The 22,705-nt window shown below is 74.0% G+C and carries 16 protein-coding genes; 13 read left to right on the plus strand and 3 right to left on the minus strand.

Annotated features, from left to right (window positions below; genetic code table 11):
• Nucleotides 1-963 precede the first annotated feature (963 nt).
• The 6 genes from AC5R91_RS01850 (at nucleotide 964) to AC5R91_RS01875 (ending at nucleotide 7,791) form a co-directional block, all read left to right on the plus strand.
• Complete coding sequence (locus AC5R91_RS01850) at nucleotides 964-1,956, plus strand: lytic transglycosylase domain-containing protein (RefSeq protein WP_495395336.1); 993 nt, start codon at nucleotides 964-966, stop codon at nucleotides 1,954-1,956.
• Between the two features lie 450 nt (nucleotides 1,957-2,406).
• On the plus strand, nucleotides 2,407-4,584 hold the full coding sequence (locus AC5R91_RS01855) for a DUF7846 domain-containing protein (RefSeq protein ID WP_495395337.1): 2,178 nt from the start codon (nucleotides 2,407-2,409) through the stop codon (nucleotides 4,582-4,584).
• 61 nt (nucleotides 4,585-4,645) lie between these two features.
• Entirely contained in the window at nucleotides 4,646-5,119 is a 474-nt protein-coding gene (gene rnhA, locus AC5R91_RS01860; protein WP_495395338.1) for a ribonuclease HI, read from the plus strand.
• Nucleotides 5,120-5,359: 240 nt separating this feature from the next.
• On the plus strand, nucleotides 5,360-5,716 hold the full coding sequence (locus tag AC5R91_RS01865; protein ID WP_495395339.1) for a hypothetical protein: 357 nt from the start codon (nucleotides 5,360-5,362) through the stop codon (nucleotides 5,714-5,716).
• Nucleotides 5,717-5,800: 84 nt separating this feature from the next.
• Nucleotides 5,801-6,640, plus strand: coding sequence for a neutral zinc metallopeptidase (locus AC5R91_RS01870; protein WP_495395340.1), 840 nt, complete (start codon nucleotides 5,801-5,803; stop codon nucleotides 6,638-6,640).
• A gap of 86 nt (nucleotides 6,641-6,726) precedes the next feature.
• On the plus strand, nucleotides 6,727-7,791 hold the full coding sequence (locus AC5R91_RS01875) for an SAM-dependent methyltransferase (protein ID WP_495395341.1): 1,065 nt from the start codon (nucleotides 6,727-6,729) through the stop codon (nucleotides 7,789-7,791).
• Here AC5R91_RS01875 and modA read toward each other — a convergent pair.
• Both modA and AC5R91_RS01885 read right to left on the minus strand, forming a co-directional pair.
• Entirely contained in the window at nucleotides 7,731-8,546 is an 816-nt protein-coding gene (gene modA, locus AC5R91_RS01880; protein WP_495395342.1) for a molybdate ABC transporter substrate-binding protein, read from the minus strand. The two genes, AC5R91_RS01875 and modA, sit on opposite strands and share 61 nt — an antisense overlap.
• A gap of 631 nt (nucleotides 8,547-9,177) precedes the next feature.
• Entirely contained in the window at nucleotides 9,178-9,696 is a 519-nt protein-coding gene (locus AC5R91_RS01885) for a flavin reductase family protein (protein ID WP_495395343.1), read from the minus strand.
• Between the two features lie 1,475 nt (nucleotides 9,697-11,171).
• Between AC5R91_RS01885 and AC5R91_RS01890 the strand changes: the two genes are divergently transcribed.
• The 6 genes from AC5R91_RS01890 (at nucleotide 11,172) to AC5R91_RS01915 (ending at nucleotide 19,832) form a co-directional block, all read left to right on the plus strand.
• On the plus strand, nucleotides 11,172-12,392 hold the full coding sequence (locus AC5R91_RS01890) for an ABC transporter substrate-binding protein (protein WP_495395344.1): 1,221 nt from the start codon (nucleotides 11,172-11,174) through the stop codon (nucleotides 12,390-12,392).
• A gap of 202 nt (nucleotides 12,393-12,594) precedes the next feature.
• Nucleotides 12,595-16,278: an ABC transporter permease subunit gene (locus AC5R91_RS01895; RefSeq protein WP_495395345.1), complete on the plus strand. Its 3,684-nt coding sequence runs from the start codon at nucleotides 12,595-12,597 to the stop codon at nucleotides 16,276-16,278.
• On the plus strand, nucleotides 16,275-16,952 hold the full coding sequence (locus tag AC5R91_RS01900; protein WP_495395346.1) for an ABC transporter ATP-binding protein: 678 nt from the start codon (nucleotides 16,275-16,277) through the stop codon (nucleotides 16,950-16,952). Before AC5R91_RS01895 ends, AC5R91_RS01900 begins: the two co-directional genes overlap by 4 nt.
• Before the next feature lie 56 nt (nucleotides 16,953-17,008).
• On the plus strand, nucleotides 17,009-18,256 hold the full coding sequence (locus AC5R91_RS01905; protein ID WP_495395347.1) for a cytochrome P450: 1,248 nt from the start codon (nucleotides 17,009-17,011) through the stop codon (nucleotides 18,254-18,256).
• Entirely contained in the window at nucleotides 18,253-18,447 is a 195-nt protein-coding gene (locus tag AC5R91_RS01910; RefSeq protein WP_495395348.1) for a ferredoxin, read from the plus strand. Before AC5R91_RS01905 ends, AC5R91_RS01910 begins: the two co-directional genes overlap by 4 nt.
• A 137-nt stretch (nucleotides 18,448-18,584) precedes the next feature.
• Nucleotides 18,585-19,832, plus strand: a complete 1,248-nt coding sequence (locus tag AC5R91_RS01915; RefSeq protein ID WP_495395349.1) for an ABC transporter substrate-binding protein — start codon at nucleotides 18,585-18,587, stop codon at nucleotides 19,830-19,832.
• Between the two features lie 594 nt (nucleotides 19,833-20,426).
• Here AC5R91_RS01915 and AC5R91_RS01920 read toward each other — a convergent pair.
• Nucleotides 20,427-21,080, minus strand: coding sequence for a TetR/AcrR family transcriptional regulator (locus tag AC5R91_RS01920; RefSeq protein ID WP_495395350.1), 654 nt, complete (start codon nucleotides 21,078-21,080; stop codon nucleotides 20,427-20,429).
• 89 nt (nucleotides 21,081-21,169) lie between these two features.
• Here AC5R91_RS01920 and AC5R91_RS01925 point away from each other — a divergent pair, with 89 nt between their 5' ends.
• Nucleotides 21,170-22,630 (plus strand): MFS transporter, encoded by a 1,461-nt coding sequence (locus tag AC5R91_RS01925; RefSeq protein ID WP_495395351.1) that lies wholly within the window; start codon nucleotides 21,170-21,172, stop codon nucleotides 22,628-22,630.
• The last annotated feature ends 75 nt before the right edge of the window (nucleotides 22,631-22,705 follow it).

Here is a 22,705-nt window from a genome sequence, read left to right on the forward strand (position 1 = left end):
GCGGCGAGCCAGCCGGGGCGCCAACCGCCGACACGGACATGCGATCACTCCTATCTGACGATCCGCATCCAGATCATCTGCGCCCGGAGTGGGCGAACAGTGCTGCAGAAGGTGTCAGGGAGCATCACACGCGAAAAGTTCGACCGTCCACCTGTTGCGCATCTTTTGTTCGATTGCTACCTTCCTCGCTGTCCGGTCGCATCGATCGGGGCGTTTGCCGATCAAGTTTTCGCTACATTGCGTGACCCACGTCGCCGCCCCGAAGATCGACGCTTGATTACGTCTTCACTCCGGGGAGCCGGTTGGGGCACCGCCTCGTCGACAGAATTCAGTAACGCCTACCGCGTGGCGCCGTGTTCTACGCGGCTCGAGACACTGCGCATCAGCCATCCCGCCCCTCCGGGGTGGCTGGTGCGCAGTCCGGCACCGGTTATTCCTGCGTTCCGCCGATGACCGGCACGCGTTCAAACAGCGTGGATTACCGCTGACATTCTCTGGCTCGGGAAGATCTTCCCGGCCTGCTCGCCTGGCTTTTCGGAGGCTGCCGATGGGTGCGCACCGCCGTACACCGACGAGGCATCGCGCCCGGCGCCCGGCGCGTCGACGACCCACCCACCGGCGTCCGTCCGGGGGCCTGCGGGTCGCTGTCCTGCCGGTCACCGCCGCCGTCGGCATCCTGCTGCTGTGCACCGCGGCGTCGCCGCCCGTGCCGAGATCGGGGGCGGACCTCGCCGAACTGGGCGCGCAACCGACCCGCGGTGGCGACTGGACGATGCCGGACCTCATCCCCCAGAGCCGCTTCGGGACCGGGCAGGGCGACGGGCCCACCCCGGCACCGACCGCGGCGCCACCCTCGTCGGGTCCGACGTCGGATCCGACCGACGCCACGCTCGCGGCCGTGGCCGCCGGCCGCGCCCCCCCACGATCACGCTGGCCGCCGGCGACCGGGGCATCCCCGCCCGCATGGTCGCCGCCTACCGCGCCGCCGCGGACCGCAACGCCGCCGAACAGCCCGCCTGCCATCTGCCGTGGCCGCTGCTCGCCGGGATCGGCAAGGTCGAGTCCGGCCACGCCGCCGGCCACCGCATCACCGCCGACGGCACCCTGACCGGCGCCATCCTCGGCCCGCCCCTCGACGGCCGCGGCGGCCGTGCCCTGATCATCGACACCGACCACGGCGTCCTCGACCACGACCGCCGCTACGACCGGGCCGTCGGACCGATGCAGTTCATCCCGACGACCTGGGCCGCCGCGGGGCGGGACAACTCCGGCGACGGCCACGCCGATCCCGGCAACATCGACGACGCCGCCCTGGCCGCCGCCGGCTACCTGTGCCGCGGTCACCGGGACCTGGCCGAGCCGGCCGCGCTGCGCGCCGCGATCCACAGCTACAACCCGTCGGCCAGCTATGTCCGCGCCGTCCTGGCCTGGACCGCCGGCTACACCACCGCGGTCGTGGTCGGCCCGGCGGACGGTCAACCCGTGGCACCCGGCCCCGCCGCCGCCACGCCGGCCCCCGGCCCCACGCCGTCAGACGTGACGCCGCCGGCCCCCGCCTCCACCGCCCCCACCTCCACCTCCGCCGCCCCCACCTCCGCCGCCCCCGCACCGTCCGTGGTCGCGAAGCCGTCGGCTGCGCCGTCGGTGCCCGCCGTGCCGGCGGCCTCCACCCTGGCCTCGACGCCCGCCGCGGCCGCGGCGCCAACCTCCGCACCGGGTCGTCCGCGGGGATCCGCCGGGCCCACGGCCGGCTCCGCGGTGAACCCACCCCCTGTTCCCACCGCCGCCGTCGCACCCAGGGCACCGCAGGACCGCCAGGAGCCGGACCCGGGCGGCCCGCGCGACATCCCGGCCGGGTCGCCCAGCGGCTCCCTTCTCGTCGTCGACCTCACCCCGGCCGGCGACAACCATTGGTCACCCACAGCCACGGCCGTCCTCGGCACGTCCGGTGGGTGAGCCGTCTGTGCTACCCCACGGACCCGTCCCCGCAGGTCGGGGCGCCGACGACAAACACGGCGTGGTGCCGCGGACACCCCACGCGAAGGCCCAGATAAGGGGCGCTCTACTCTGATGGCGCGATTCCACGCGGGCGGCACGGGACGGTCGGCGCCGCGGAAGGCGAACTCGGTGGGAAGGATCCGCCGACCTCGGCGGCACGCGACGCCGCAACGATGCGATCCGGGACGGATGTGCGGGCCCGGGAACGGATGAACGGTTCCGGGACGGAAGGTCGGTCTCGGGGACGATGAACGGTTCCGGGGACGGATGGACGGCTCCGGGACGGGATGGGCGGGGGAGATGGGCGCGGGCTCACCACCGTGGGCGCGGGCGCGCAGGGCGGCGGTCGGGTCGTCGGCGGACGTCCCGTCCCCGCCGACGCGGAACCGCGGTCCGGTGACGCTCCCCGTGCCGAGACAGCCCACCAGCCCGGCGGCGCGGCCCGCCCCGGACCGGCGGGTGCGCCTGCGGCGGCGGTCGGGCCCTGACGGGCGAGTGGGCGGGTGGGGCCGCGGGCCGGGCCGGGCGGTCTGGTCGCGGCCGGCGCTCGCCGTCGCCGTGATCTGCGCCTGTTCGTTCACGGCGAGCCTCGTCCTGCAGGCGACGCTGTACCGCGACGGCTCCGGCGACGCCGACGAGGCCGCCTACGTCCTGCAGGCCCGGATGCTGCTCGACGGGCACCTCACTCTGGACGCCGCGACGATGGAGCCGTTCTTCCGGCCCTGGCTGACGGGCGAGCACGACGGCCGGCTGTTCACCAAGTACCTGCCCGGCTGGCCGGCGCTGCTCGCCGCCTCACAGGCGGTGTTCGGCACCATGGCGGTCGCGCCCGCCCTCGTCGCCGCCGGCTGGGTCGCCGGGACCTACCGGCTGGCCCGCGAGCTGCTCGACGACGCGGCGAGCGCCGTGCTGGCCGCGGTCCTGCTGGCCGGGTCGCCGCTCGTCGTCGTGCACACGGCGCTGCCGCTGGCCTACGCCTGCGGCGCGGCCACGCTCACCCTGGCCAGCGCGGCGCTGCTGCGGGGGGCCCGCACCGGCGCCCGGCGCTCGCTGCTCGGCGGCGGGGCCGGCGCGGGCTTCGCGCTGCTGCTGCGCCCCTTCGACGCGGTGCTGGTGCTGACCGGGGTGGTCGTGTTCGCGCTCGCGCGGTTACGACGACAGCCGCGGGCGATACCTGCGCGGGCCGGCTGGGCGGTCCTCGGCGCGGCGCCGTTCGTCGCCGTGCTGCTGGTGTTCTGCCGGTTGGTCACGGGCTCCGCCCTGCGGATGCCGCTGTCCGCCTCCGATCCGCTGGACCGCTTCGGCTTCGGCCCCCGGCGGATCCTGCCGTCCGAGCCGACGTTCGCCTTCACCCGCCACCTCGCGCTGCGGGCCCTGCAGCAGACCTGCACCGCCGCGCCGGGCTGGCTGTTCGGCGGGGTGGTGGTGGTCGCGCTGGCCGCCGTCGGCGCGGTGGCCGCGCGGCGGCGGGCGCAGCGGCTGCTGCTCGTGGCGACGGTGGTCGCGGTCGCCGGCGGATACCTGTTCTGGTGGGGCTCGGCGTTCGCGATGCCGGGGCTGCGCGACGGGCTCGGCCCGCACTACCATCTCGCCGCGCTGACACCGATCCTGATCCTCGCCGCGGACGGCGCCCGCCGGCTGTGGTCGGCCGCCCCCGCGCTGCCGTGGGCCGGCGCGCTGCGGCCGGCGGCGGCCGGGCTCGTCGCGGTGACGATGGTCCTGCTCACCGCGTCGGCGCTGCCCGGCAAGGTCGACGGGCAGCGCTGGGTCAACGACCGCAACACCTTCCTCGCCGCCCTGCTCCCGGACAGCTACCCCGCCCCGGCGGTGGTCGTCGTGACGCCCCAGGTGCCCAGCCGGTACACCCAGGTGCCGTACCAGACGCTGCGCAACCGGCCGGACCTGCACGGTCGCGTGCTGTACGCGGCCGACCTCGGCCCCGCGACGGCGACCCTGCCCGACCGCGTGCCCGGGCGGGCGCTGTACCGGCTGCGCCCGGATGAGATCGCCGACCCGGCGGCGCCCGCCAGCTTCTACGGCTCGTTCACCGCGCTGCGCCAGGTCAGCGGCGGGCGGATCCGGGTTCACCTGACCGCTCGCCTGCCCGCCGGCTCCGCCGCCGGCGCGGCCGCCTACGTGCGACTGGGCGCGCAGACCCGGTTCTTCCCGGCGGCACCGTCTGCCGGGGATCGCGTCGGCCCGGCGGTGGCTGGCCCGGCGGTGGCCGGCCCGGCGGTGGCCGGCCCGACGGCGGCCCGCTCGGCATTGGCTGGCGCGGCGTTGGCTGGCCCCGCGGTAATCGACGCGACGCTGGTGGTCACGTCGGGGGAGCCGGCGGGCGCGGGGGAGCTCGGCGCCGGCGCGGCGACGCTGCCGGGGGAGCTCGTCGTCGGAGTCGTCCAGCCGACCGCCGCGGGCCCCGCCCGCTGGGAGGAACGCATCCCGCTGGCGCGCCGGCATGCCTCCGGCGCGCTGACCCTGCTGACCCCCGGGCTGGGCTGGCGTCAGGTGCCCGGCCGCGCCGCGGCGGGATGGCTGCCCGCGCCGGTCCGCCCCACGCTGGCCGTCGCCGTCGGCCTCGACTGATCCAGCCCACGGGTGGTGGTGGCGGACAGCGGTGGTGGCGGGGGCGGTAACGTCGCGCGGCATGGCGCAGCGCGACGGGCGCGCCGCCGTCGACATCCACACCGACGGGGCGTGCAGCGGCAATCCGGGGCCCGGCGGCTGGGGTGCGGTGCTGCGCTACGGCGATCACGAGCGGGAGCTGCACGGCGGCGAGCCGGCGCGTACGACGAACAACCGGATGGAGCTCACCGCGGCCATCATGGCGCTGGAGGCGCTGACCCGGCCGTCCGTGGTGCGCCTGCACACCGACAGCACCTACCTGCGCAGCGGGATCACCACCTGGATCGCCGGTTGGCGGCGCAACGGCTGGCTGACGAAGGACCGCACGCCGGTGCGCAACGCCGACCTGTGGCAGCGGCTGGCGGCCGCGGTCGCACGGCACGAGGTCGAGTGGCTGTGGGTCCGCGGGCACGCGGGCGACCCCGGCAATGAGCGCGCCGACGCCCTGGCCGCCCGGGGCCTGCGCGAGGCCCGCCAGACACCGCCGCCCGCCTGAGCCGGCGCAGCGCCTGCCGGGCCCCCGACCCGCTCGACCCGACCGACCCGCTCGACCCGACCGACCCGCTCGACCCGACCGACCCGCTCGACCCGACCGAGCCGCCCGGGCCCTACGAGCCGCCCGGGCCCTGCCGATTCGCCACGACCGAAGCGAATGCCGAATGCACCCGACTTCGGCATGGCATCATGCACGTGCAGATGCACTCGACGATGGTCTTGCATTCGATGGAGGTCGCCCGTGGCCCGACGTCCCCCGAACGGGCCGGTGCCGGCACCCCCCTTACCGGCCGATCTTCTGGTGAAAGTGCTCACCGCCGCGGCTACCCTGCTCGGGCTCGCGACCCTGACCGCGGTCTCCGTCATCGCCCTGGCCTGCGACTCCACCGGCGTCTCCGTCGTCCTCGCCGGCCTGCCAACGGCGGTCATGAGCCCGTTCGCGCGCGCTCTACCTGCGGTTATTCGGGTCGCCCTGGCGGAGCGGCCGCCGCCGCGGCGCGGGCGCGGACGGGCGGCCCCGGGCGGCCCCGGGCGGCCCCGGGCGGCGTCGCGCGCCGACGGCGGCGCGGCGGCGGGCCCTCGCCGGCTGTCGCGGTGACGACGACGGCTCCCCGGAGGGAAACGATCGCCTCTACGGTTGACCGTCGTGCGGGTCATCTGGGCGGCCTTGGCCGCGATCGTCATGTCTGTCGGCCTTCTGGCCGGCTGCAACGCCTCCGCGACGGGTGGTCCCCTCAACGCTGCCGGCGGCATCGGCGCGAGCACCGCCACCGGCGGGTCGTCCGTGAGCGACCCCGGTGGGTCGTCGGCGCGCGCCCTGGGCGGGTCGTCCACCGACGCCCGCGGGGCGTCGACCGCCTCCGCGACGGCGTCGCGCCCGTCGTGCGGCGGCAAGATCACCGACGTGCAGGACGTCGAACAGCTCATCAACGAGCCGGTCGGCTGCCCCGGCGCGCTGAACACGTTCTGGCACGGTGAGCTCGGCGACGCCTGGACGGCGCCGCGCTTCGTCCCCTACCGCGACGGCGAGGTGCCCGACGACGCCTGCGGCCGGCAGGTCAACGACCCCCGCCAGTTCGCCGACAACGCGCTGTACTGCACGCTCGACGACACGGTCGCCTACAGCGTCGACTTCCTCGGCGAGCTGGCCCAGGTCGGCGGGCCCACCTACCCGCTGTTCGTCCTCATGCACGAGCTGTCCCACCGCGGCGACCGCATCGGCGGGAACCTGGGGGTCGTCACCCGCGCCGAGGAGAACCAGGCCGACTGCTTCGCCGGGCGGCAGGCCTCCGCCGCGCACGATGCCGGGCGCATCGCCGTCAGCGACGCCCTGCAGGGCGCCCTGCTGTTCTACAGCCTCGGGGACACCCGCGGCGGCTGGTTCGCCCAGGAGCCCGCCAGCGCCCCCGACGCCCACGGCTCCCCCCGCCAGCGCGCCCAGGCGTTCGCCTTCGGCTACCTGCGCGACAGCTCCACCTGCCACACGATCGGCAAGTCCCAGACGGGCGACGTGTCGTTCTGACCGCCCGCCGCAACATCCGCCACGATCTGGTGACGCTTGGTAATCACTGGTTTGGCCTGGTTGCGGCGACGGAGTTACGGTCAGTTATGACCTTCAGGGCTGCGTCCGATCAGATCGATGTTCCCGCCGGGGTGGGTCTGACCGCCGTCGGCATGGCGTGGGTGCGCGCCCGGGAGAGCGCCCGCCGCGACCGGCTCTTCGACGACCCCTACGCGGAGGCGTTCGTCGAGGCGGCCGGGGGCCCCGCCGCGGCCGGCCCCGCCGGCGCCTTCGCCCGCTTCGTCGACGTGGTGGACTCCCACGGCGTGCAACGCACCCGCTTCTTCGACGACTACCTGACCCGCGCCGTCGGCGAAGGCCACCGCCAGCTCGTCCTGCTCGCCGCGGGCCTGGACACCCGCGCCTACCGGCTGTCCTGGCCCGCCGGCACCCGGCTGTACGAGGTCGACCTGCCGCAGATGCTGACGTTCAAGCAGGCGGTCCTCGACACCCGGCACGCCACCGCGCGCGCCGAGCGGGTCACCGTCCCCGCCGACCTCGCCGGCGACTGGGCGACCGCGCTGACCCGCGCGGGCCTGCGGCCGCGGGAACGCACCACCTGGCTCGTCGAGGGCCTGCTGCCCTACCTCGACGCCGAACAGGCCGCCCGCCTGCTCACCACCGTCGGGGAGCTGTCCGCCCCGGGCAGCCTGCTGGGATTCGAGTACCAGGCCGCCGACACGTGGCTGCTCGACGAGCTGCGCGCCACCCCGGAGCTGGCCGAGTTCGCGACGCTGCTCAAGGGCGGCCTCGACGAGCCCCCCTCGTCTGGCTGCCCCGCCACGGCTGGGAGGTGCTGCGCGCGCGGCTGCGCGCCGAGCTCGCCACCGAGTCCGGCCGCCCCGCGCCCGACCCGCTCGCCGACGGCTTCCTCGTCGCCACCCGCCGCTGACCGCCACCCGCCGCTGACCGCCACCCGCGGCCACCCGTCGCCGGTCGGGGCCAGTGCCCGGACAAGGCGACGGCCACGGTTCCCCGGGATGACTCTCCCGGGGAACCGTGGCCGAGATGCCGCCCGCTACCGGCGGCCGGCGCGGGGGCGAGCCGCGGATCAGGGGGCCTGGAAACCGGCCGCGATCAGGACCGCCTCGCCCTTGTCGGAGGTGACGTAGTCCTCCCACGCCTTGCCGCCGGCGGCGTTCTTGCCGGCCTTGAGGGTGGCGATCGGGTAGTCGTTGATGGCCTTCGCCGACTCGGGGAACTCGATACCCGTCACCTTGTCGCCCGCGGCCTTCGCGTCCGTGCGGTAGACCAGTGCCGCGTCGACCTCACCGAGGGTGACCTTCGACAGCGCGGACTTGACGTCCTGCTCGAGGGTGACGGGGGTCAACTGCGTCCCGGCCGCGGCCAGCGCCTTCTTCGCCGCCGCGCCGCAGGGCACCTGCTCGGCGCACAGCGCGACCTTCACGCCCGGCTTCACCAGGTCGGGCAGGTCCTTGATGCCCTTCGGGTTGGCCTTCGGCACGGCGAGGACGAGCTGGTTGCGGACGAAGACCTTCGGCGCCGAGGAGTTCTCCCCGGCGTCGGTGACGGTCTTCATCGTGGCCGGGCTCGCCGCGGCGAACACGTCCGCGGGCGCGCCGGAGGTGATCTGCTGGGCCAGCGCGGAACTGCCCGCGAAGGAGAACTTCACGGTGGACCCCGGGTTGGCGGCCTCGAACTGCTTGCCGAGCGTCGTGAACGTACCGGTCAGCGACGCTGCGGCGAACACCGTGACCGTGCCCGTCACACCGCTGGAGGCACTGCTGGTGGCGGGCGCCGGCGTGGCGGCCGTGCCCCCGTCGCTCCCGCTGCTGCCACACCCGGCGGCGAGCAGACCGGCGCTGGCCACGACCGCCAGCGCCGTCTTCACCCTGCGAAATCTCACGAATCCCCGTTCCTACGCACCACGGTTGGTCGCCGGCGCCATCGCGCGCACGGTCGACCGCCCCCTACGAACATCCACTGTTGGCTGTGCGGTCGGGCGCCTCGATGTCACTCATCGTCACCGAACGACCCATGGCGACGCCGTCGTCGCCGCGAGCACCGGGCCGTGCGGAGTACTCCGACGGCTACGGCACCCGCTCGCACCTGCGGACGCCGCTGGTAGGCGATGCCGCAGATGCGAAACTGGATGCATGATAGTGCCGCTTGTACGTTGCGACCAGGTGGGGGTGCCTCAAATTCTTCCGCAACTGCGGTCCGGCTCCGGCCGGATCCCGTGCGCGCCGCGGGCGTGGCCGGGGACCCCGCCCCAGGCCTGTCTGGACGGGTGAGTCCGAACCGGGCGGGGCCGATTGCGGTGCGTTCTGCACGGTCTGAGCCCTGGGATCGTGCACATCGCACCGCAGTGCCTCCCGTGCGCCGGCCGGCGGCCTCGGCGGCGCGTCAGCCGGGCCCGGGCGCGCGCACGGCCCGCCCCCGTGGTGGGGTGCGGGCCGTGGTTGGGGTGCGGGCCGTGGACGCTGCGGCGGGGCGGGCGGCCGAGGCGCGTGCGCGGACTCGGGGCGCGGGCGAGCTCAGGGCAGGGCATGGAAGGTGCGGTCGTGGTAGATCAGTGGAGCCGCGGCGGGGTCGGTCGCGGCCTCCAGGACCTGGCCGACGATGAGGAAGTGGTCGCCGGCCTCGATCGGCGGGCGGGTGGCGCAGCGCAGCCAGGCCCGGCCGCCGTCGAGCAGTGGTTCCCCGGTGGGCAGTGCGGTCCAGCGGGTCGGTTCGGCGAACCGGTCGATGCCGCTGCGGGCGAAGCGGCGGGCGACCTCCTCCTGCTCCGAGGAGAGCAGGTTGACGACGAACGTCTCGGCGGCGCGCAGGTGCGGCCAGGCCGACGCGCTCGACGAGATCGCGAAGACGACCATCGGGGGCTCGGCGGACAGCGACGCCAGTGACGTCGCGGTGAAGCCGACCGGTCCCACGCCGGCGTCCGTCGTGATGACGGCGACGCCCGCCGGGTGACCCCGGAAGACGGTCCGGAACAGGTCGCCGTCGACGGCGCGCGCCCTGGGGGCTCCCTGGGTCTGGCGAAGCGAGGCGGTCATACGGATGCTCCCGAGGTTCGAGGGACAGACGTGGTTCTGAGCGGCGGACGTGGTTCTGAGCGGCGGACGTGGTTCTGAGCGGCGGACGTGGTTCTGAGCGGCGGACGTGGTTCTGAGCGGCAGTCGTGCTTCTGAGCGGCAGTCGTGCTTCTGAGCGGCGGGCGTGTTCTGGGCGGTGGGTCGTGGCTCCGAGTGACGGATGGTGCTCCGTCCGGTGCGTGGATCGAGTCCGGTCACGCCGTTGGTCGGGTCATCCGTCCGGTCGCCCCGGCCGCGCCGTGCCCGCGGCCGGCATGCTCGCCACGATCCGGGCCGCGGACCGGCGGGGTCCGGCTCGGGACGGGCCGGCCGGGCCGCCGGCACGGGGCTTGGGGGATCGGACACGTGCTGGTCGGGGCCGCCGGCCGACCGACGGGCGGGTGCGCCGGCCGGAGGCGGACGTGTCACCGGAGGGAGGGCCGTTCCGCGGGGCGAGGCGGGCGGCGACGGGGCGGGCCGGATCTTTCGGCACGGCGCAGGTGCCCGGGGTGTTCACGGGGCGGCATCCGCCGACGATCGAGCCGGACCTTACCTGCGGCCCGCGCTGACGTTCGCGGGGCGGGGTGACTCAGCGGCAGGGGCGACAGAGATCGCTGTTGCTGTGGCCGAAGTCGACATGACGCCGACGCCGCAGTCGTGGCTGGTCGTCACGACCCTCCACGGAGGCGCACGGCGATGCGCCGACCGTAGGCCACGGAGTGAGCTGCACGCATCCACACTAAATCCGCGCCAATGGCAGGTCAACGGGCCGATCAGGGCATCCGCCCCCCGGTGTGTCAAGGAGGGCGGAAACACGGGGATACGCGCGGAACGCGGGTGGAGGCGACTATGACTTCGCTCACTGCCGGTGTGGATCTGCGCACGGCACAGCCCCGCCGATCGCCGCCCGGTCCGCGGGGCGGGGTCGCCGGCGGCGCCCGGCCCGCGTGCGCTCGCCCCGAGTGGCGGTGGCACGGCACGCCGTTCATTGTCCGTCTGGTGATATTCGGGATACGGATCGGCTACCGGTCCTGCGCGCACTGCTAATACGAAGCCTGGCCGGAGCGGCGGTAGCACTCCGTGTTGCAGCCCGCGAGCAGGGCTGCGTGAATACGTTCGCGGCCGTCCGGACGGGCCCGAAGCTGAAGCGGAGGGCACCCCCCCCGCTTGGCTCCGCGCCAGCTCGGCCCTGGTAGGTTTCAGTCAACGGAGAAGTGCTCTTCGGTGAAGGTGCGGGCGGCTCGGATCCGCCTAAACCGCAGCGCTGTCGATGCGGATCATCCGCACTGATTCTTCTGGAGTTGATGAGCCACCGGACGACGAGGTCCTGCGATGCAGGGGCAGCCGGTCGGACGTAATCGCGGACTTGTCGACGAGAATGGAAAAGGCGTTGGCGTGCAGCGGTCCAGATGCTGGCTCGGGTAGACCTCGGTGCGGTCGAAAGGTGGCTCCTGCAAATGCGGCGGACGAGATTCACCGGGGCGGCGATCGTCGCGCTGACAATGCTGGCGGCCTGTAGTTCCGGTGACTCCTCGGGCAGCACGCATGCTGCGACCGGCGCCTGCGCCCCCGGCGTCACCGACAACTCGGTCAAGGTCGGTCTGCTCTATCCGGACACCGGCGTGATGGCGGCCCAGTTCACCGGCTACCGGGCAGGCGTGAACGCCCGCTTCGGTGTCGAGAACGCCGCCGGCGGCGTCGACGGCCGGAAGATCGACTATGCCTGGCAGGACGACCAGTCCGACCCCCGCGGCAACCTGCAGGGCGCCCGGGAGCTGGTCGCCCAGAACGCCTTCGCCGTCGTCCAGTACACCGCGGTGTCCCAGCAGTCCGTCGCCTACCTCGACAAGGCGGGGGTGCCGGTGATCGGCGCCGCCGACCAGCCCGGCTGGGCGGCGCATCGCAACACCTTCACCGTGACCCTGACGAGCCAGACGGGCAAGAGCACGACGACGATCGGCGACTTCGTCCGCCAGCAGGGCGGCACCAAGGCCGCGGTGGTCGTCAGCTTTCTCAGCGAGACCGCCAAGCTCTACGCGGACGGAGTGACGAAGAGCCTGCAGCACGCGGGCATCGACGCGGTCACCCAGGACGTCGACGCCACCAACGCCGCCGACGTCGCCCGCAAGATCATCTCCTCCGGGGTCGACACGATTATCGCCGCGGCGCCGCTCGACCTCTACACCGGTGTCCTGGACGCCGCCGTCAGCGCCGGGCGCCCGTTCAAGGTCGCCGTGTCCGCCGTCAGCTATGACCCGCGCCTGCTCGCCCCCTACGGGCGGCAGCTCGCCGGCACCTACGCGTCGCTCTCCTACGCCGCGTTGGAGCGCAACCGGCCGGTCCAGCGCCGGTTCCTGCAGGCGATGGCGGACTACTCCCCGGAGGTCTCCCCGCCCGGCCAGCAGAGCGCCATCATCGGCTGGTTGAGCGCGGACCTGTTCATCCGTGGACTGAAGACCCAGCACGGCTGTCCTACCCGGGAGTCCTACGTGAACGGCCTGCGTGGGGTGACCGACTATGATGCCGACGGGATGCTGGTCAATAAGATCAATTACACCACCGATCAGGGCCAGCTCGACCCGTGTTTCGACTTCGTCCGGGTCGCCGGAAGCGGTGACCATTTCGAGGTCGTGAGTCCGCAGCCGCTCTGCGGCCAACGCTTCGACACCGGCCAGTGATGCGGGAGGTCGGGCCCGCGCCTTGATGTGATAGAAGGGCATTGCGGCGGGGCGTGGGCGAAGATATGGGCCGGCCGTCCGATCCGGATGGTGTGGCCTGGCGGGAGCGCGGGCGTCACGGTGACGGCCGGCGGTGTCGAGAACTGTCCGACCGGTTCTCGGTGAGGATCGGACTCGCTGGAGTTCGGACTGGGGTGGTGCTGTGGGCAGCTTTCTCGGATACGCCGTCATCAGTCTTGGCACGGGTGCGCTGTATGTCTTCGTGGCGGCCGGTGTCCTGCTGATCCACCGGGGTTCGGGAGTACTGAACCTCGGGCAGGGCGCGCTGGTGATGTTCGCGGCCTATCTGTTCCACGAGGCCGGTGACGGGTGGGGGCTGCCGACCGCGCTCGCCGCCGCCGTCGTCGTCGTGCTCACCGGGGCGGTCGCGCTGCTGTTCCACGCGGCCGTGCTGCGGCCGATGCGCCATGCCGCGCCGCTCAACCGGGTCGTCGCCACCCTGGGCCTGCTCATCGTCCTGCAGGCCGCGGTGGTGCTGGCCTTCGGCGGGCAGAGCCGCTCGGTGCCGTCGTTCCTGCCGCAGTCCGTCGTCGAGGTGTTCGGCAAGCCCGTCGGGGTGCACGTCTTCGTCCGCCTCGGTGTCGTCGTCGCCCTGGTCGCGGCGCTCTGGGCGTTCTTCCGGTACACCACCGCCGGGGCGGTCACCACCGCCGTCGCCGAGGGGTCGGCCGCGGCGGCGACGCTCGGCTGGTCGGCCGACGCGGTCGCCGGGGCCTGCTGGTTCGGCGGCGGGGTGCTCGCCGGCCTCGCCGGGGTCCTGCTCGCCCCGCTGCAGAACCCGCTGTCGTCGACGAGTCTGGTCCTGCTGGTCGTCCCCGCGCTGGCGGTGGCGCTCGCCGCCGGGTTCCGCTCGTTCCCGCTCGCGCTCGTCGGCGGGCTGCTGCTGGCGCTGGTCGAACTCCAGCTCCAGGTGCACCTGACCGGCCCGCACGACTGGGCGCAGGGCCTCGACAGCGCCCTGCCGGTCGTCGTCATCATCGCGCTGCTCGTCGCGCGGGGCAGCGGCATCCCCGACCGCGCCCACCAGGCCGAGGACCGCCCGCCGCTCGGCTCTGGGGCGATCAACCTCCCGGTGCTGGTCGGCGGGTTCGCGTTGCTGGTGGCGCTCGTCTGGCTGGTGCTGCCCGATCCGTGGGTCAACGCGGTCGCCCTCCAGTCCGGGTACGCGCTGATCCTGCTGTCGCTGGTGGTCCTCGTCGGCTACGCCGGCCAGCTCTCGCTGGCCCAGAGCGCGCTGGCCGGGATCGCCGCGCTGGTCGCGGGGCGCCTGGTGGCGGCCGAGGGCTGGCCGTTCGCCGCCGCCCTGGTGATCGGGGTGCTGGCCACCACCGCCGTCGGCGTGCTGTTCGCCCTGCCGGCGCTGCGCACCCGCGGCCTGCAGCTCGCCGTGGTCACCCTGGGCCTCGGCGTCACCGTCAGCGCGATCCTGTTCCAGCGCGGCTACTCCTCACCCCCCGCGGACGGCCAGAGCTCGTCGATCTTCGGGGACGTGCTCGCCCAGCAGGGCACCGTCGTCGCCACCGCCGACGCCCCGCTGCACTTCCTCGGCATCCCGGTTGACCGCACCGACGATCCGCGCGCCTACGCCACCCTGGCGCTGATCCTGCTGCTGCTCGCGGGGCTCGCGGTGTCCGCGGTGCGCCGCGGCCGGGCCGGGCGGCGGCTCATCGCGGTGCGCACCAACGAACGGGCGGCGGCGTCGCTGGGCATCAGCGTGTTCGCGGCGAAGATCTACGCCTTCGGTCTGTCCGCGGCCATCGCCGGGCTCGGTGGGGTGCTGCTCGCCTTCGCCGACCGCAACATCAGCTACGACGACGGGGACTTCCTGCCGTTCACCGGCATCCTCGTCGTCGCCTACGCCGTCGTCGGCGGCGTCGGTTACATCAGCGGCGCCGGGATCGGCGCCCTGCTCGCCCCCGGCACCCTCGGTCAGCAGCTCGCCGGCTGGCTGTCCGACCGTTTCGGCGGCTCCACCGCGCTGCCGCGCACCGTCGGCGCCGTGCTCGCCGGCCTGTTCGGGTACGGGCTCGGCGGGCTCGCCCGCGGCCAGGTCGAACGGTCCCGGCGCGCCGGCGCGGCCCGGTGGGCGCGCTGGCTGCCGGCCGGCGCCCTGGTCGTCCTCGCGGTGCTGGGCGTGCTGTTCGGTGACCGGCTCACCGACTGGCTGCGCGAGATCGACCGCTACCTGCCGCTGATCGGCGGGATCGTCCTGCTGCTGGTCCTGATCCGCTCCGGGGGCACGGGGCTCGCCGGCGGCCTGGCCGGCCGGGCCCGCCTGCCGCTGCCCGCCCCCGTCGCCGCCCGGCTGGGCCGCCCCGACGTCGTGCTCGCCAGCCCCGCGCCGGCGCCGGTCACCGTCGCCGAGGCGCCGACCGAGTCCGTGGCGACCGAGTCCGTGGCGGCCGAGGTGGTGGCGGGCGAGGTGGTGGCGGCCGAAGCCGACGTCCCGGTCGCTGCGGCGCGGCCTGCCGAGGATTCGGTGCCGCCGGACGCGGACGCCGGGCGGGAGGCATTGCGGGTGCGGCCGGCGACGCTGACGGTCGAAGGGGTCACGGTGCGCTGGGGCGGAGTCGTCGCCGTGGACGGCGTCGGGTTCGAGGTGGCGCCGGGCACCGTCGTCGGGCTCATCGGGCCCAACGGCGCCGGCAAGACGACGATCGTCGACGCCATCACCGGGTACGCGGCGACGGCGGCGGGCACGGTCCGGGTCGGCGAGACCCGCCTGGACGGGCTGCGAGCGCATCGCCGGGTGCGGGCGGGGGTGAGCCGCTCGTTCCAGAACCTCGAACTGTTCGAGGATCTCACCGTCGCGGAGAACCTGCGCGCCGCCAGTGACCCGCGCGACCTCGCCGCCTACCTCACCGGCCTGGTCTGGCCGGGCAACCGCCCGCTGAGCGCGCCCGCCCAGGCCGCGGTCCGCGAGTTCGGCCTGGCCGACACGCTGGACACGCGGGTGTCGGCGCTGTCCTACGGTCGCCGCCGGCTGGTGGCGATCGCCCGCGCCGTCGCCACCGCGCCGTCCGTGCTGCTGCTCGACGAGCCGGCCGCCGGTCTGGACGAGCACGAGAGCGCCGAGCTCGCCGTCCTCGTGCGCCGCCTGGCGGACGAGTGGGGGATCGCCGTCCTGCTCATCGAGCACGACATGCCGTTCGTCATGGGAGTCTGCGACCGGCTGGTGGTCCTCGAGTTCGGCCGCAGGATCGCCGAGGGCGCGCCGGCGGACATCCAGGCCGATCCCGCCGTCATCGCCGCCTACCTCGGCCGCCCCGACGAGCCGACCGCGGCCAGCGCCGCCGACGACCGGGCGGGCGGCGACACCGAGACCTCCCCGGCTGATGATCCGCCGGCGGCGGTGGATCAGGCTGCCGCGGCGAAGTCGTCGACGCCGGCGGAGGAGGCTGTGGTCGAGGAGTCGCCGGCGGTGGCGGATGAGGCCGCCATGGCGAACGAGCCTGCCGTCGCGGCGACTCCTGCCGTCGCGGACGAGGCTGTCCCCGCGGATGAGGCTGTCCCGGAGGGCGAGGCTGTCGCGGAGGGCGAGGCTGTCCCGGAGGGTGAGGGAGCCGCCGCGGACGGGGGCGCCGGCGGTACCGAGGAGGAGATCATCGTGGCCCAGGTCAGCGCACCGGAGCAGACGGCCGGCGACGGCGCCGAACCCGACCAGGCGGCCGGCGACGGCACGAGACCGGAGCAGACGGCCGGCGACGGCGCCGGGAGCGGCTCGGCCGGCGACGCGGCGGTCGGGGACGGCAAGGACGGCGCGGCGCTGGCCGCGCCGGTGGGTGAGGCGGCGGCAGCGCCGCCCGCGGCTGGAGGTGTCAGGTGAGCGTCGTCGGATGCCGCCAGCTTGCCGTCGGGTACGGCGCCGGGCCCGTCGTGGTCGGTCTCGACCTCGAGGTGGCCCGCGGGGAGGTGGTGGCGTTGCTTGGCCCGAACGGCGCCGGCAAGACCACCACGCTGATGGCGCTGGCCGGCGCCCTGACCCCCAGCGAGGGGACCGTCACCTGGCAGGGGGAGGCGACCACGGCGCCGCTGCACCGGCGGGCCCGGCAGGGCCTCGGCGTCGTGCTCGAGGAGCGGGCCGTCACCCCGTCGCTGACCGTCCGCCAGAACCTGCGCATCGGCGGCGTGGACCCGTTGTCCGCGCTGGCCGACTTCCCCGAGCTCACCGAGCATCTCGACCGCCGCGCCGGCCTGCTCTCCGGCGGCCAGCAGCAGTTGCTCACCCTGGCCCGGGTGCTGGCCCGCCGGCCGGTGGCCCTGCTCGCCGACGAGCTCTCGCTCGGCCTCGCGCCGCAGGTGGTGGCCCGCCTGCTGGGTGCCATCCGCGCCGCCGCCGACGACGGACTCGCCGTGCTGCTCGTCGAGCAGCACGTCCGTGCGGCGCTGCGCGTCGCGGACCGGGCCGTGGTGCTCAGCCGCGGGCGGGTCCGCTGGTCCGGACCGGCCGCCCAGGCCCGCGCGGACCCGGCGCTCGTCGAACAGGGCTACCTCACCTGACCGGCCCCGTCCGTGCCCCGGGCGGGACGTCCCACTGATCCTGGAGGAACACGCACATGCCAGACGACACCGCGGGCGCGGCGGCGCCCGCCGACGGCGGCCACGGCCTGCGAGCCGCGACTTTGGACTGGCTCGAGTTCGAACGCCAGCGCGCCGAGGACCCGCGGGCCTACTTCTCCCGGTTGCGGGGGAAGTGCCCGGTGGACTACGACGAGGGACACGAGGGCTGGATCCAGATCCTGCGCCGGTCCGACATCGACGAGGTCCTGCGCAATCCCGAGGTGTTCTCCAACCTCATCCCCGAGCTGATGAGCAGCCCGCTGCCCGCCATCCCGATGGGCGTCGACCCGCCCGACCACGCCAAGTACCGGCGCATCCTCGACCCGCTGTTCTCCCCGCGGCGGATGGCCGTGCTGGAGGCCGAGGTCGTGGCGAACACGGTCGCCACGATCGAGAGCTTCCTCGACCGCGGCGCCTGCGACTTCGCCACCGACCTCGCCGTCCCGCTGCCCTGCTCGGTGTTCCTCACCCTGTTCGGGCTGCCGCAGTCCGAGCTGCCGGCCCTGCTGCACATGAAGGATGCGATCATCCGTCCGGAGTCGCTCACCGACGACCCCGACGAGAGGGTGCGGATCCAGACCGAGGCCGGCACGCAGGCGTTCACCCTGTTCGGGACGGTCCTCGCGCAGCGGCGCGCCGAGCCCCGGGACGATCTCATCACCGAGCTGCTCAAGGCCGAGATCGAGGGCCGGCCGCTGACCGAGCCGGAGCTGCTCGGGATCTGCTTCATGCTCATGATGGCCGGGCTGGACACCGTCACCATCAGCCTCACCTGCATTCTTGCCTACCTGCTGGAGCATCCCGAGGCGCGGCGCGCGATCGTCGCCGACCCGGAGAAGATCCCGACCGTCGTCGAGGAGCTGCTGCGCTGGGAGACCCCGGTGATAGCCGTCCCGCGGATCACCACCCGCGACACCGAGATCGCCGGCTGCCCGATCAAGAAGGGTGAGATGGTCCACGTGATGCTGGCCTCGGGCAACCTCGACCCGGACGCGGACCCGCGGGCCGGCGTCGTCGACCTCGACCGGGCCGACAAGCGGCACCTGGCCTTCGGCGGCGGGCCGCATCGCTGCCTGGGCTCCCACCTGGCCCGGATGGAGCTGCGCACCGTGCTGCGCGAGTGGCACCGGCTCATCCCCGAGTACTCCCTGGCGCCGGGGGCGAGCATCACCTGGAACGGCCACACGCTGCGCGGCCTGGACTCGCTGGCGCTGACCTGGCCGACGGACGCGGGGCAGGCATGAGGCTCACGATCGACACCGCCCGCTGCCAGGGGCACGGGCGGTGTTACGACCTCGCCCCGGAGCTGGTCACCGACGACGACAGCGGCTACGGCGAGGTGACCGTCGCGGACGTGCCGGCCGACCAGGTGGAACTGGCCCGGCGCGCGGCGGAGGCCTGCCCGGAGCGGGCCGTGCTGCTCGACGGGATGTAAAGCGTCCCGGCGTGGTGGAGAGCGTCCCGGCCGCGGCGGCCGGCCGGTCCCACGGGGGTCGGCCGGCGGACGGCGGCGGTCGGGTGGAGGAACGGCGGCGAGTTGAGAGTGGGTTCGGGCGAGAGATGAGGAAGACGATGCGGTCCAGAAGCGCGATGGCGGCGCTGGCGGTGGGGGCCACGCTGGCCCTGGCCGCGTGTGGTTCGTCCGGAACGACGGGGGAGTCGTCGCCGGCCACGGACGGCCCGAAGGCCAGCCCGGTGAAGCTGATGTCCATCGTGCCGCTGACGACGCCGACGACGAACTTCCCGGAGCAGGCCGGAGCGGCGAAGGCCGCCGTGCGCGCGCTGAACAAGCGCGGCGGCATCAACGGCCATTCCGTGCAGATCGACGTGTGCGACTCGAAGAACGACCAGGCGGCGGGCGAGGCCTGCGCCCAGAAGGCGGTGAACGGCAAGTACCTCGCCGTCGTCTCCGCCTTCAGCACCGCGGGCGGCATCAACGCCATCCTGGAGAAGGCCGGGATCCCCAGCATCGGCAGCGCGGGCGTCGCCGGCGACGGCTCGGACCTCACCTCGAAGATCAGCTTCGTCTACCAGCCGGCGTCGACGTACTACGAGGCCGTCTGCGCGCCGCTGCTCAAGGACACCGCCAAGATCAGCAAGATGGGGGTCGTCAACTACGACATCGCCGCGGCCTCCCGCCTCGGGGTGCTGGCCGGGCTCGGCGGCAAGTCCGCCGGGGTCGGCACCCAGGAGATCAAGGTGCCGGTGACGACGAGCGACTACGCTCCGGTCGCGGCCCGGGTCACCGACGCCGGCGCCCAGGGCGTCACGATGGGCCTGGCCGAGGCCAGCTCGATCGGCCTCATCCAGGCCGGCGGGGACAAGCTGAGCTACTGCCACGCCGCGGGCACCATCTCGGAGGCGAACCTGGTCAAGCTCGGGCCCGCCGCGAAGAACTTCTACGCCGTCGGCGCCTTCCCGCTGTTCAACCAGAGCGCGAAATACCCGGAGCTGACCCGGCTGCAGTCCGAGCTCGACGCGGACTTCGCCGCCGGCGACAAGGACGCGGCGAAGAACCTGCGCCACTCCACCTCCACCATCGGCGGCTGGCTGGCGGTCCAGATCGTCGAGCAGGTCGGCAAGAAGGTCACCGGTGACCTCACCGCCAAGTCCCTACTGGCGCAGCTCAACCAGACCAAGGGCCTGGACCTGCAGCTCGTCCCGCCACTGGACTTCACCAGGACCAACCCGGTCCCCGGCCTGACCCGGCTGTTCAACAACACGCTGCTGGGCCAGCGCTGGGACTCGACGAAGAAGACCTTCCTCGCCACCGGCAAGTCCTACGACGGCCAGAAGATCCTGACCGCCGGCGCGAAGTGACCCCGTCGGGTCCCGTCCGCGGGACCCGACGCCAGCCGGCCGCGGCCGGCGCAAGTCCTGGGCCGGGCCGGCTCCCGAAGCGGGGGTCGGCCCGGCCCAGGACGTTCCCGGCACCTCCCGGCACCTCCCGGCACCTCCCGGCCGAGACCCCGGCGATCGTGGACCTGTCAGTTGGGCCGGCTACAAGTGCGGCGGCATTGCGGTGCGATGCGCACGATCCGCGGGCTCAGACCGTGCAAAACGCGCCGCGACCTCCCCGCCCGGCTTCGGACTCACTCTGCTGGCTTTTCCGGTCAGAACGCGGCCAGATCGTGCCGAGGCTTAGGTACGGTTTTCGGGCTGAAAAGTGGCACAAGCCCTCGGCACGATTCCGTGCACAGGCAGGCACAGGCAGGCACAGGCAGGCACAGACAGGCACGAAGGCGCTTTCGTCTGCGAGCATCGGCCCCGAGTCGGACGCCTGGTGTTCCGCGGAACCGCGCCGTGCTGCCGGGCGCGACCTCGACTTCCACGATCTTGCCCTCACCTGCACACCTCGACGGTGAGGATCAGGGAACGCGACAGGCCCCCACGGTCACAACCACATACGCCGGCCTAGGGCACCGTCTTGGCGGCCGGCGGCTGCGGGTCGGGCACACCGTGGGCGAGCAGGAACGTGCGCACGCCGGCCTCCACGGCGCGGCGCACGACGTCGTCCGCCGCCGGGCGGGTGCCGTTCTCGGTCAGCTCTGGGATCTGCGCGTTGATCAGCGCGAAGAACTGGCGCGCGGCGAGCGCCGGGTCCGCGACCGGCAGCAACCCGGCGTTGCCGAGCATCGCCAGGCGCCCGGTGAGCGCGTCGAGGATCGGGTCGCCGGCCTTCTCCCGCACCAGGCGGTAGATCTCGGGATCGCGGGCGGACTCCGCGGCGATCGTGCGGTACAGGAACATCGAGCACCTGCTGCGCTGGCATTCCACCAGCGCTACGCCCACCTCGAACAGGCTCGCCTGCCAGCGCTCGGGGGAGAGGTCCAAGGTCTGGAGCACGCGCAGCGCGTCGCCGTTCTGCTCGACGGCGGAGTCGGCGACCGACTCGCGGAACAGGTTCTCCTTGCCGCCGAAGTAGCTGTAGATCGTCGGCTTGGACACCCCGGCCGCGGCGGCGATCGCGTCCACGCTCGCCCGTTCGTACCCCTGCGTGCCGAAGATCGGCGCCGCGGCGTCGAGGATGGCCCGGCGCTTGTCGACCCCGCGCTGCCGTCCCGCCATCGGGCCCCACCCTCACCTCTGCGCCGCCGCTACCGCCCTTACTGTAGGCTGCCTTTGTCTTACTAAACCGTTCAGTTTAATCTGGTCTCATGAGCGTAAAGGAAGCCTCCGGGGAGCCCGCCGCCACGGCGCCCGTCCCCGCAGCCGTCCCCGCGGCCGGCCCGGCGCCGGCGTCCGCGTCCGGTCTGGTTCCGGCGTCCGGGTCGCCGGCGCGCACCGGGCCAGCCCTGGTCGCGCTCGCGGGCGCGGCGCTGCTCGCCGTGCTCGACGGCACCGTCGTCGCCGTGGCCCTCGACCCGCTGGCCGACGCCTTCTCCGCCCCGCTGACCACCGTCGTCTGGGTGACGATCGCCTATCTGCTCGCCGCGGCGACGGCGCTGCCGCTGCTGGGCTGGGCGAGCGCCCGCTTCGGCGGGCGCGCGGTGTTCCTCACCGGTCTCGGCCTGTTCCTGCTCGGCTCGCTGCTGTGCACGGTGGCCCGCTCGCCGGGGATGCTCATCGGCTTCCGGGTGCTCCAGGGGTTCGGCGGCGGCCTGCTCGAACCGAGCGCGATGACCCTGTCCGCGGCGCTGGCGACCCGGGAGTCGATGGGCAGGGTGCTCGGCGTGATGGCCACGGTCGTCAACGTCGCGCCCGCGGCCGGCCCGATCCTCGGTGGCCTTCTGCTGGAGACCGGCCACTGGCAGTGGCTGTTCGCGGTCAACATCCCGCTCGGGCTGCTGGTCGGCGCTGCCACCCTGGCCTACGTTCCCGCCCGCCGGCCCGACCCCGCCTCGACCCGCCCCGGCGCCGACCTGCGCGGCCTGGCCCTGCTCACCGCGGGCTACCTCGGCGTGCTGTTCGCGGTCAACCGGGCCGGCGAGCACCCCGGCGACTGGCCGGTCCTCGCCGCCGCGGCCGGTGGGATCGTCCTGCTCGCCGCCTACGTCCGCCACGCGTTCACCACGACCGCCACCCCCGCCCTCGACCTGCGGCTGCTGCGCCGGCCCGGATTCGCCGCGAGCATCGCCGTGATGGGCCTGGTCGGACTGATCATGTACGGGCAGACCACGGCACTGCCGATGATCGGCCTCGACCAGCACGGCCTGCACGGCTTCGACCAGGGGCTGCTGGTCTGCGCCCTCGGGCTCGGGCTGCTCGTGTCGATGACGACCGGCGGGCGGCTCAGCGACCGCCTCGGCGCGCGTTCCCTCGTGCGTTCCGGCGCCGTCGCCAGCGCCGTGCTGCTGGCGACCTTCGCGGTGAGCGCCGAGCACCTCCCGCTCGCCGCCGCGTGCGCGCTGTTCGTCGCCGTCGGGCTGAGCTTCGGCCTCACCGCCTCCCCGACGGTGGCCAGCCTGTACCGCACGCTGCCGCCGGCCGAGCAGCCGCAGGGCACGACCTCGATCTTCATGGCGGTGCAGTTCGCCGCGTCGCTGGGCGTCGCCCTGCTGAGCCTGCTGCAGTCGCGCGCCGGCACCGACTGGGTGACGCTCCTGTTCGCCCTGTTCGCCGCGGCCGCCTTCGGCATCGGCCTGCTCGCCGCCCGGCTGCCCGGCCGGCCCGGCTGACTCGGCTCACTCGTCCACCCGCCCCATCCCGCCCCGCCGGGCCGGGCCGGGCCGGTCTGTCACCGGCGACCCGGC

This window comes from Frankia sp. BMG5.60 (genome assembly GCF_059428125.1).